Here is a 9,849-nt window from a genome sequence, read left to right as displayed (position 1 = left end):
GGCAGGTCGGTCGGCGGCAGGTCAGTCGGCGGCGTGGTGTTCGGGGCCCTCGTCGGCGAAGCCGTGCACGGCGAGGAACACCAGCATCGCGACGAACAGCAGGGCGGTGAGCCCCAGCACGGCCTTCCTCCGGCGGCTGATCGGGTGGTCCCCGCGGCCGGTGAGCGCGGCCAGGTCGTCGGCGAGCTGCCGGCGCGCGACGGTGAGGATGGCTCCCCAGCCGGCGGCGGTGTTCGCCGACGGCAGGTCGGCGGTGACGGCGTCGAGCTCGTGGCGGTACCGCGCGGCGTAGGTCGTGGCGAGCCGCTCCTCGACCTCGGCCATCGAGAGGAATCCTTCGCCGGCGGCCGCGTGCAACCGCGCGCTGGTCTGTTCGCGGTCGGCGGTGGAGCAGCGCAGCGCACCCGCCGGGGGCGCGGAGCCTTCCTCCGTCGAGGTGTGCTCGGGATTCGTAGTGGTCATCTGTTCCTCGTCCCGTCGATTTACGGCAATGACCGACGGTAAGCGCGCACAGTTAAACGCACGGCAAAATGGCCTGTGAAAACCATGAGATTTTCAGCCGCGCGCCCGCGGGTGGGCGGTGGCGTAGACCTCGCGCAGCGTGCTGACCGTGACCAGGGTGTAGATCTGCGTCGTGGTCACCGACGCGTGGCCGAGCAGCTCCTGCACCACGCGGACGTCGGCGCCGCCCTCCAGCAGGTGGGTGGCGAACGAGTGACGCAGCGTGTGCGGCGACACCGACGCGGCGATCCCGGCGCGCTCGGCGGCGACCTTGAGCACCTGCCACGCGCTCTGCCGGGACAGCCGGCCGCCGCGGACGTTGAGGAACACCGCCGGCGTGCCGCGGCCGTGGCGGGCGAGGTCGGGGCGGGCGCGCACGAGGTAGGCGTCGAGCGCGTCGAGCGCCGGGCGGCCGATCGGGACGAGGCGTTGCTTGCCGCCCTTGCCGTCGAGGAGGACGGTGCGCTCGTGGGCGTCGATGTCGTCGAGGTCCAGCCCGACGGCCTCGGAGATGCGCGCGCCGGTGGAGTACAGGACCTCGAGCAACGCGCGGTCCCGCAGCGGGCCGGCGCCGTCGCCGGGGGTGTCGAGCAGCCGCTCCACGTCGTCCACCGGCAGGGCCTTCGGCAGCCGGCGCGGGGCGGCGGGCGGGCGGACCTCGCGGGCCGGGTCGAGGTCGACGAGGCCCTCGCGGACGGCGAACTTGTGCAGCCCGCGCACGGCGACGAGCGCGCGGGCGGCCGACGACGCGGCGAGCGGCGGGTGGTCGGCGTCGCCCTCGCGCAGCACGGCGAGGAAGGCGGACACGTGTGCCTCGGTCACGCCGGCGAGCTCGGTGACCCCTGCGGCGGTGAGGTGCTCGGCGTAGCGGCGAAGGTCGCGGGTGTAGCCGTCGAGGGTGTTGTGGGACGTGCCGCGCTCCACGGCGAGGTGGTCGAGGTAGCCGGCGACCACACCGGTGAGGGCCGGCGCGACCGGACGCTCGACCATGGCACCTCCCTGTGGAGCGGCCAGCCTATGCCGGTTGCCGACCGGTTGGCGGGAACCGCCGATGGCGTGGCGCGACTGCCGTATCGTGGGCACGTGGGCGAACCGATCGGCCAGGACGCGGACGCGATCCGCATCGGCACGCAGGAGCGCGAGGACGCCATCAAGATCCTCGGCGAGCACTTCGCCGAGGGCCGGCTGCCGGTGGACGAGTACGAGGACCGGGTCGGCAAGGCCATCGACGCCCAGACCCGTGGCCAGCTGCGCCCGCTGTTCGGCGACCTGCCCGCGCCGTACCCGGCGTTCATGGTGCCGCCGGTGCGCCCGGTCGCGGCCGTCCCGGTGCCGGTGTTCCCCGAGCACAACGCGGTCCAGGTCGTGCCGTCGGAGCGCTACCGGGTCGTGGCCGGCGTGCTGCAGATCCTCCTGCCGTTCGGCATCGGCCGGTTCTACACCGGGCACACGGGCATCGCGCTGGCGCAGCTGTTCACCATGTTCATCGGTGTCGGCGTCATCTGGAGCATCATCGACGGCGTGGTGATGCTGGTGGGCGGCGGCACCGACGCGTACGGCCGCCCGCTCAAGATCTAAAGGAAGGCGCGCAGCAGCGCCGCGGTGCCCTCGACGTGCTCGTCCATCGCGGTGCGCGCGCCGGGTGGGTCGCCGGAGAGGATGGCCGCCACGATCGCCCGGTGCTGGTCGTTCGAGTGCTCGATGTTGGCCGCCAGCAAGGGAATCGCGTCCAGCAGCTCGTTCACCCTCGTCCGGACGTCGGCCACCGCGGTGGTGAGCGACGGCGCCGCGGTGACCTCGGCGATCGCCAGGTGCAGGCGGGAGTCGCGGCGCCGGTACTCCTCCGCCGAGCCCGCCTCGACCGCGCCGACCTCGGTGAGGGCCAGCATCAGGTGCTGGCGCTCGTCCGGGGTGAGCGTGCGGGCGGCGGCGGACTCCGCGGCACCGGTCTCCAGCACCCGGCGCAGCGTCAGCACGTCCTCGAGGTCCACTCCGGACAGATCGCGGCCCGGCGACTCCGGCAGCCGCGGGACCACGAACGTCCCGCCGTAGCGGCCGCGCCGGGACTCGACATACCCCGCGTCGGCCACCACGCGGATCGCCTCGCGCAGCGTCACCCGGCTCACCCCGAGCCGTGCGGCCAGCTCCCGCTCGGCGGGCAGCCGCTCCCCCGGCGCGGCCACCCCGAGCCGGATGGCCTGCAGCAGCCGCTCGACGGTCTCCTCGAACGCGTTGCGCGTGCGCACCGGCCGGAACACCGCGGCGGACGCCGACCGCACGGTCGTCACCACCGCACTACAGCGGCGTGACGTACGCGCCGGAGATGCCACCGTCCACGAGGAACTGCGACGCGGTGATGAACGACGCGTCGTCGCTGGCCAGGAACGCCACCGCGGCGGCGATCTCGGTGGCCTCCGCGAACCGGCCCATCGGGACGTGCACCAGCCGGCGCCGCGCCCGCTCGGGGTCGGACGCGAACAGCTCCTGCAGCAGCGGCGTGTTCACCGGCCCGGGGCACAGCGCGTTGACCCGGATGCCCTCGCGGGCGAACTGCACGCCCAGCTCCCGGGTCATCGCGAGCACGCCGCCCTTGGACGCCGAGTAGGAGATCTGCGAGGTGGCCGCGCCCATCACGGCGACGAACGACGCGGTGTTGACGATCGAGCCGCGGCCCTGCCGGCGCATGTGCGGCAGCACGTACTTGCAGCACAGGTACACCGACGTGAGGTTGACCCGCTGCACCCGCTCCCACACCTCGATGCCGGTGGTGAGGATCGAGTCGTCCTCCGGCGGGGAGATGCCGGCGTTGTTGAAGGCGACGTCGACGCGGCCGTGCGCGGCGACGACCTGGTCGAACATCGCCTCGACGGCGGCCTCGTCGGTGACGTCGCAGGTGATCGCGTCGCCGTCGAGCTCCTTGGCCAGCGTCTCGATCGCGTCCGTGGTGACGTCGACGGCGACGACGCGGGCACCCTCGTCGGCGAACCGCCGCGCGGTGGCGAGCCCGATCCCGCTCGCCGCCCCCGTCACCACGGCGACCCGGTCCTGCAGACGGTTCACTTACCCCTCCTCGGTTGCGATGAACACGTTCTTGGTCTCGGTGAAGCTGTCCAGCGCGTCCGGCCCCAGCTCGCGCCCCAGCCCGGACTGCTTGACCCCGCCGAACGGCGTCCAGTACCGGACCGACGAGTGCGAGTTCACCGACAGGTTCCCGGCCTCGACGCCGCGGGCGACGCGCATCGCCCGGCCGACGTCGCGGGTCCAGATCGAGCCGGACAGCCCGTACTCGGTGTCGTTGGCCAGCGCCACCGCGTCCGCCTCGGCGTCGAAGGCCTGCACGGTGACGACCGGCCCGAAGACCTCCTCGACGACCGCCCGGTCGGTGGGCGTGCGGGGCAGGATCACCGTGGGCGGGAACCAGAACCCCGGCCCGGCCGGCGCGCCGCCCCGGATCGCGACGTCCACCGTGTCGTCCACATAGGACTGAACGGACGCCCGGTGGGACGCGGAGATCAGCGGGCCCATCTCGGTCTTCTCGTCGCTCGGGTCGCCGACCACGACGCCGTGCACCGCCGGCTCGAGCAGCTCGAGGAACCGGTCGAACACCGTGCGCTGCACCAGGATCCGCGACCGCGCGCAGCAGTCCTGGCCGGCGTTGTCGAACACCCCGTACGGCGCGCTGGCCGCGGCGGCCTCGAGGTCGGCGTCGGCGAACACGACGTTGGCGTTCTTGCCGCCCAGCTCCAGTGTCACCCGCTTCACCTGCGCGGCGCAGCCGGCCATGATCTGCCGGCCGACCTCGGTGGAGCCGGTGAACACGACCTTGCGCACCAACGGGTTGTCCACGAACCGCTGGCCGACCACGGATCCCTTGCCGGGCAGCACCTGGAACACGCCGTCCGGAATGCCCGCCTCGCGCGCGAGCTCGCCGAGCCGGATGGCCGTCATCGGGGTGAGCTCGGCCGGCTTGAGCACCACGGTGTTGCCGGCGGCCAGCGCGGGCGCGAACCCCCAGCCGGCGATCGGCATCGGGAAGTTCCACGGCACGATCACCCCGACCACGCCGAGCGGCTCGGCGAAGGTGATGTTCACCCCGCCGGGCACCGGGATCTGCCGGCCGAACAGCCGTTCCGGCGCGGCGGCGTAGTAGTGCAGCACGTCCCGGACGTTGCCCGCCTCCCAGCGCGCGTTGCCGATGGTGTGCCCGGAGTTGGCCACCTCCAGCGCGGCCAGGTTCTCCACGTCGGCGTCGACCGCGTCGGCGAACCGGCGCAGCAGCCGGGCCCGGTCGCCCGGCGCCACCGCCCGCCAGGCCGGCAGCGCGCGGTGCGCCCGCTCGATCGCCGCGTCGGTCTCCGCCGCCGACGTCGCCGCCACGGTGGCGACCACCTGCTCGGTGGCCGGGTTGATCACGTCGGTCATCTGCCCGCCTCCCCTACCAGCGCCTCGAACAACCGCCGGTCCACACCGTCCTCCTCCGGATGCCACTGCACGCCGACGGCGAACGTCTCCCCAGGCAGCTCCACGCCTTCGACAGTTCCGTCGGCCGCCCAGGCGACCGCCTCCAGCTCGTCACCGAGCCTGTCGATCGCCTGATGGTGGTGGCAGTGCACCTCGATCCGTTCGCCGACGATCCCCGCGAGTCGGCTGCCCGCGGCGACGTTCACCGGCACCCGTCCGTACCTGCCCGGCGTCGGCAGGTGGTCGGTGTTGTCGGTGAGATCCGGCACGTGCTGGTGCAACGTCCCGCCGAGCACGACGTTGAGCAGCTGCATCCCCCGGCACACGCCGAGCAGCGGGATACCCAGCTTGAACGCGAGGTTGATCAGCGCCCACTCGGAACCGTCCCGGTCGGGTCGCGCCGGCCCGGTCGCCGGTTCCCGGGTGGCGTCGTAGCAGGACGGATCGACGTCCGCGCCACCGGCGATGACCAGACCATCCATATTGGACAGATGGCCGGCCTCCCACTCGCCGACCGGGGGCAGCAGGACCGGCGTGCCGCCCGCGTGCACCACGCCGTCGAGGTAGCCGCGGGGCAGCACCGCCGCCGGGACGTCCCAGACCCCGAACCGGGTCTGCTCCAGGTAGGAGCTGATCCCAATCAGGGGACTAGAGGCGCTCGAAGCCACGGACCTTCTCCCAGTCGGTGACCGCCGCGTCGTAGGCGGCGCGCTCGATGCGCGCGTTGTTCAGGTAGTGGTCGACGACCTCGTCGCCGAACGCGGCGCGGGCGTGCTTGCTCTCGGCCAGCAGCTCGGCCGCGTCGCGCAGGGTGGCCGGCACCTGCGGGCGGTCGGCCTCGTAGGCGTTGCCGGTGAACTCGGGCTCCAGCGGCAGCTCGTTCTCGATGCCGTGCAGGCCGGCGGCGACCAGCGCGGCCACCGCGAGGTAGGGGTTGACGTCGCCGCCCGGGACCCGGTTCTCCACCCGCAGCGACTCGCCGTGCCCGACCACCCGCAGCGCGCAGGTGCGGTTGTCGATGCCCCACGCCACCGCGGTCGGCGCGAAGCTGCCCGGCTGGAACCGCTTGTAGGAGTTGATGTTCGGCGCGAAGAAGTACGTGAGCTCGCGCAGCAGGGCCTGCTGGCCGGCGAGGAAGTGCTCCATCAGCGGGGAGAACCCGTGCGGCCCGTCACCCGCGAGGACCGGCGAGCCGTCGGTGCCGCGCAGCGAGATGTGGATGTGGCAGGAGTTGCCCTCACGCTCGTTGTACTTGGCCATGAACGTGAGGCTCTTGCCGTGCCGCGCGGCAATCTCCTTGGCCCCGGTCTTGTAGATGCTGTGGTTGTCGCATGTGGACAGTGCGGCGGCGTAGCGGAACGCGATCTCGTGCTGGCCGGGGTTGCACTCCCCCTTGGCGGACTCGACGTACATGCCGGCGCCGGACATGCCGTTGCGGATGTCGCGCAGCAGCGGCTCGAGCCGGCCGGTGCCGAGCATGGAGTAGTCCACGTTGTACTGGTTGGCCGGCGTGAGGTCGCGGTAGCCCGAGCTCCAGGCCTGTTCGTAGGAGTCGTCGAACACGATGAACTCGAGCTCGGTGCCGACGTACGCGGCCAGGTCGCGCTCGGCCAGCCGGTCCAGCTGGCGGCGCAGCACCTGGCGCGGCGACGCCGGCACCGGCCCGCCCTCCACCCACTCGATGTCGGCGAGCACCAGCGCGGTGCCCGGATGCCAGGGCACGAGGCGCAGTGTCGACATGTCCGGCCGCAGGACGAAGTCGCCGTAGCCGCGGTCCCAAGAGGACATCGCGTACCCGTCGACCGTGTTCATCTCGACGTCGACCGCGAGCAGGTAGTTGCAGGCCTCGGTGGCGTGCGGCACTACCTCGTTGAGGAAGTACTCGGCCGCGCAGCGCTTGCCCTGCAGCCGGCCCTGCATGTCGGTGATGCCGACGAGCACGGTGTCGACAGTGCCGTCGTCGACGAGGCCGCGCAGCCGGTCGAGGGTGAGCATGCCCTCGCGGTGTCCCATGAGACCTCCAAAGGATCCCGTCTGACCCATTGACGCACATTGCATGCGGGTGCACTCTGACCTGTCAACGACACCTTAGCCCCAACCCACCCCCAACCGGACACCCAAAGGACTGTTTCTGGCCCATTGGTAGCAAGGAGGCATTCGTGACGACCGACAGCCCCCAGGCCCGTTCCGTTGAACCCCCAGCGCTCAGTGCCGACGAGAAGCGGCTGCACGAGCTCGGCTACGCGCAGGAGCTCAGCCGCGGCATGTCGGGCTTCTCGAACTTCGCGGTGTCGTTCACGATCATCTCGATCCTGTCCGGCTGCCTCACGCTCTACGGGTTCGGCCTGAACACGGGCGGCCCGGTGGTCATCGTGTGGGGCTGGCCGTTCGTCGGCCTCATGACGCTGCTCGTCGGCCTCGCGATGGCCGAGGTCTGCTCGAGCTACCCGACCGCGGGCGGCCTCTACTACTGGTCGGCCAAGCTCGCCCGGCGCAACGGCGCGGCCTGGTCGTGGTTCACCGGCTGGTTCAACTTCCTCGGCCAGGTGGCCGTGACGGCCGGCATCGACTTCGGCGCCGCGTTCTTCCTCAACGCCTTCCTCGACCTGCAGTTCGGCTTCACCGCGACGCCGGGGCACACGATCCTGCTGTTCGGCATCATCCTCGTCGTGCACGGGCTGCTGAACACGTTCGGCGTGAAGCTCGTCGCGAGGCTCAACGACATCAGCGTGTGGTGGCACATCGTCGGCGTGCTGGTGATCGTGGCCGTGCTGGCGTTCGTGCCGGACCACCACCAGTCGGCGTCGTTCGTGTTCGGCCACTTCGTCAACAACACCGGGTGGACGTCGACCTTCTACGTCGCGCTGCTCGGCCTGCTGCTCGCGCAGTACACGTTCACCGGCTACGACGCCAGCGCGCACATGACCGAGGAGACGCACGACTCGGCGAGGAGCGGCCCGCGCGGCATCGTCATGTCGATCATCGTGTCGCTGGTGGCCGGCTGGGTGCTGCTCATCGGGCTGACGTTCGCCATCCAGAGCTACGACAGCGCGACCGGCACGCCGACCGCCGTCCCGCCGGCACAGATCTTCATCGACGCGGTCGGTTCGACCGGCGGCAAGCTGCTGCTGCTCATCGTGATCGGCGCGCAGCTGTTCTGCGGCATGTCGTCGGTGACCGCGAACTCGCGGATGATCTACGCCTTCTCCCGCGACGGCGCCCTGCCCGCGTCGTCGTTCTGGCACCGGGTGAACAAGCGGACCCGGACACCGACGAACGCGGTGTGGCTGGCCGCGGGCGGCGCGTTCGTGCTCGGCCTGCCGTACCTGTGGAACAACACCGCGTACACGGCGGTGACCTCGATCGCGGTGATCGGCCTGTACATCGCCTACGTGCTGCCGACGTTCCTGCGGCTGCGCCAGGGTGACTCGTTCCAGCGCGGCCCGTGGCACCTCGGCCGGTGGAGCAGGCCGATCGGGACGGTGGCGGTGATCTGGGTCTGCTTCATCACGATCCTGTTCATGCTCCCGCAGGTGAGCCCGGTGACCGTGCAGACCTTCAACTACACGCCGGTGGCGGTGCTGGTGGTGCTCGGGTTCGCCGGACTGTGGTGGCTGGCCTCGGCGCGGCGCTGGTTCAACGGCCCGAAGGTCCAGGGCACCCCGGAGGAGCTGGCCGCCATCGAACGCGATCTCGACTCGGTGTAGCCCGCTTGACCTGGCGCACGCTCCAGCCTGTTGAATGGGTCCGTGGGCGCTGCCGAGAACAAGACGCTGATGCGGCACCTGTTCACCGAGGTCGCCAAGGGCAACTCGCGGCCGTTCGTGGACGCGCTCGCCGACGACGTGCGGTGGACGATCATCGGCAGCACCGCGTGGTCGGGCACGTACTCCGGCAAGGAGGCGGTGCTCGCGGACCTGTTGCGCCCCGTGAACGGTCAGCTCATGGGGCGCAACATCATCGCCGCGAACCGGTTCGTCGCCGAGGACGATCTCGTCGTCGTCGAGGCGCAGGGCCGCAACACGACCAAGGCCGGCGTCCGCTACCACAACGCGTACTGCTGGGTGTGCCGGCTGACCGACGGGAAGCTGGTCGAGCTCACCGAGTACGCCGACACCCAGCTGATCGCGTCGGCACTGCGCGCGCCGGACTAGTGATCGTGTGGTTGAACGGGACCTTCGGCGCCGGGAAGACCGCCACGGCCGGTGAGCTCGTCCGGCTGCTGCCGGCGGCGCGGATCTTCGATCCCGAGCAGGTCGGGTACATGCTCCGGCACGTGCTCCACGAGCCGGTCGACGACTTCCAGGACCTGCCGCCCTGGCGGCCGCTGGTCCGGGAGACCGCCACCCGCGTGCTGCGGCACGCCGGCGGAACGCTCGTCGCGCCCCAGACCGTGCTCGTCGAGGCCTACGCGCGGGAGATCTTCGACGGGCTCGCCGACGACGGGGTGGACGTCCGGCACTTCGTGCTGCACGCCGACGAGGCCGAGCTCGTCCGCCGGATCGAGGGCGACCGGGTGGAGCGCGGGGCGCGGGCGTGGCGGCTCGACCACCTCGCCCGCTACCGCCAGGCGTTGCCGTGGCTGCGCCGGGACGGGACGGTCGTCGACACGGCCGGGCGGTCGCCGCAGGAGGTGGCCCGGGTGATCGCGGGCCACCTCACCAGCGGTTAAGGCCAGTCTCGTAGATCATCGTGTGAAGTCCAGCGCCGACCACCGGAACCTCAGGGGACCGTGACGACACCCAACCACCACCCACCCCGACACCCGCACCATTCGCCGGGACGCAACGCACACTTTAAATCCCGGGGAGGCGGTCTAGTCCAGCGCCGAGCACCGGAACCTCAGGGGACCGTGACGGCACCCAGCCACCACCCACCGCGATACCC

The 9,849-nt window shown here is 71.5% G+C and carries 11 protein-coding genes; 4 read left to right on the top strand and 7 right to left on the bottom strand.

Translation table 11 applies throughout. The features are described 5' to 3' along the window. Positions 1–21: 21 nt before the first annotated feature. On the bottom strand, positions 22–462 hold the full coding sequence (locus tag VGD70_RS36065; RefSeq protein ID WP_331089514.1) for a DUF1707 domain-containing protein: 441 nt from the start codon (positions 460–462) through the stop codon (positions 22–24). A 93-nt stretch (positions 463–555) separates the two neighbouring features. After that, positions 556–1,491 carry a site-specific tyrosine recombinase XerD gene (xerD, locus tag VGD70_RS36060; protein ID WP_331089512.1) on the bottom strand — a complete coding sequence of 312 codons (936 nt, stop codon included), beginning with the start codon at positions 1,489–1,491 and terminating at the stop codon, positions 556–558. Positions 1,492–1,584: 93 nt separating this feature from the next. Here xerD and VGD70_RS36055 point away from each other — a divergent pair, with 93 nt between their 5' ends. After that, positions 1,585–2,079 carry a DUF1707 domain-containing protein gene (locus VGD70_RS36055; protein ID WP_331089510.1) on the top strand — a complete coding sequence of 165 codons (495 nt, stop codon included), beginning with the start codon at positions 1,585–1,587 and terminating at the stop codon, positions 2,077–2,079. Here VGD70_RS36055 and VGD70_RS36050 read toward each other — a convergent pair. The 5 genes from VGD70_RS36050 to VGD70_RS36030 are packed head-to-tail and all read right to left on the bottom strand — an operon-like array spanning position 2,076 to position 6,975. Beyond that, a complete protein-coding gene (locus VGD70_RS36050) occupies positions 2,076–2,780 on the bottom strand; it encodes a FadR/GntR family transcriptional regulator (RefSeq protein WP_331089517.1) in 705 nt (234 codons plus the stop codon). The two genes, VGD70_RS36055 and VGD70_RS36050, sit on opposite strands and share 4 nt — an antisense overlap. A gap of 16 nt (positions 2,781–2,796) precedes the next feature. Further along, positions 2,797–3,561, bottom strand: coding sequence for a 3-oxoacyl-ACP reductase (locus VGD70_RS36045; protein WP_331089508.1), 765 nt, complete (start codon positions 3,559–3,561; stop codon positions 2,797–2,799). Further along, positions 3,562–4,923, bottom strand: coding sequence for an aldehyde dehydrogenase family protein (locus tag VGD70_RS36040; protein ID WP_331089506.1), 1,362 nt, complete (start codon positions 4,921–4,923; stop codon positions 3,562–3,564). Beyond that, positions 4,920–5,630, bottom strand: coding sequence for a gamma-glutamyl-gamma-aminobutyrate hydrolase family protein (locus VGD70_RS36035; RefSeq protein WP_331089504.1), 711 nt, complete (start codon positions 5,628–5,630; stop codon positions 4,920–4,922). The genes VGD70_RS36040 and VGD70_RS36035 overlap by 4 nt, the downstream gene beginning before the upstream one ends. Continuing rightward, positions 5,611–6,975, bottom strand: coding sequence for a glutamine synthetase family protein (locus VGD70_RS36030; RefSeq protein WP_331089502.1), 1,365 nt, complete (start codon positions 6,973–6,975; stop codon positions 5,611–5,613). The genes VGD70_RS36035 and VGD70_RS36030 overlap by 20 nt, the downstream gene beginning before the upstream one ends. Positions 6,976–7,226: 251 nt before the next feature. Here VGD70_RS36030 and VGD70_RS36025 point away from each other — a divergent pair, with 251 nt between their 5' ends. The 3 genes from VGD70_RS36025 to VGD70_RS36015 are packed head-to-tail and all read left to right on the top strand — an operon-like array spanning position 7,227 to position 9,634. Then, positions 7,227–8,669, top strand: coding sequence for an amino acid permease (locus tag VGD70_RS36025; RefSeq protein WP_331089516.1), 1,443 nt, complete (start codon positions 7,227–7,229; stop codon positions 8,667–8,669). 42 nt (positions 8,670–8,711) lie between these two features. Further along, a complete protein-coding gene (locus tag VGD70_RS36020; RefSeq protein ID WP_331089500.1) occupies positions 8,712–9,116 on the top strand; it encodes a nuclear transport factor 2 family protein in 405 nt (134 codons plus the stop codon). 5 nt (positions 9,117–9,121) lie between these two features. Beyond that, positions 9,122–9,634: an AAA family ATPase gene (locus VGD70_RS36015; protein ID WP_331089498.1), complete on the top strand. Its 513-nt coding sequence runs from the start codon at positions 9,122–9,124 to the stop codon at positions 9,632–9,634. Positions 9,635–9,849: the final 215 nt, after the last annotated feature.

The sequence above is a fragment of the Actinophytocola sp. genome, from assembly GCF_036402745.1.
Classification (GTDB): domain Bacteria; phylum Actinomycetota; class Actinomycetes; order Mycobacteriales; family Pseudonocardiaceae; genus Actinophytocola.
Note: the sequence above shows the minus strand (reverse complement) of the source record. Positions and strands in the feature narration are given on the sequence as shown.

Coding starts and splice junctions, on each gene's coding strand:
- VGD70_RS36065 (WP_331089514.1), bottom strand. CDS start 462: ATGACCACTACGAATCCCGAGCACACCTCGACGGAGGAAGGCTCCGCG.
- xerD (WP_331089512.1), bottom strand. CDS start 1,491: ATGGTCGAGCGTCCGGTCGCGCCGGCCCTCACCGGTGTGGTCGCCGGC.
- VGD70_RS36040 (WP_331089506.1), bottom strand. CDS start 4,923: ATGACCGACGTGATCAACCCGGCCACCGAGCAGGTGGTCGCCACCGTG.
- VGD70_RS36030 (WP_331089502.1), bottom strand. CDS start 6,975: ATGGGACACCGCGAGGGCATGCTCACCCTCGACCGGCTGCGCGGCCTC.
- VGD70_RS36025 (WP_331089516.1), top strand. CDS start 7,227: ATGTCGGGCTTCTCGAACTTCGCGGTGTCGTTCACGATCATCTCGATC.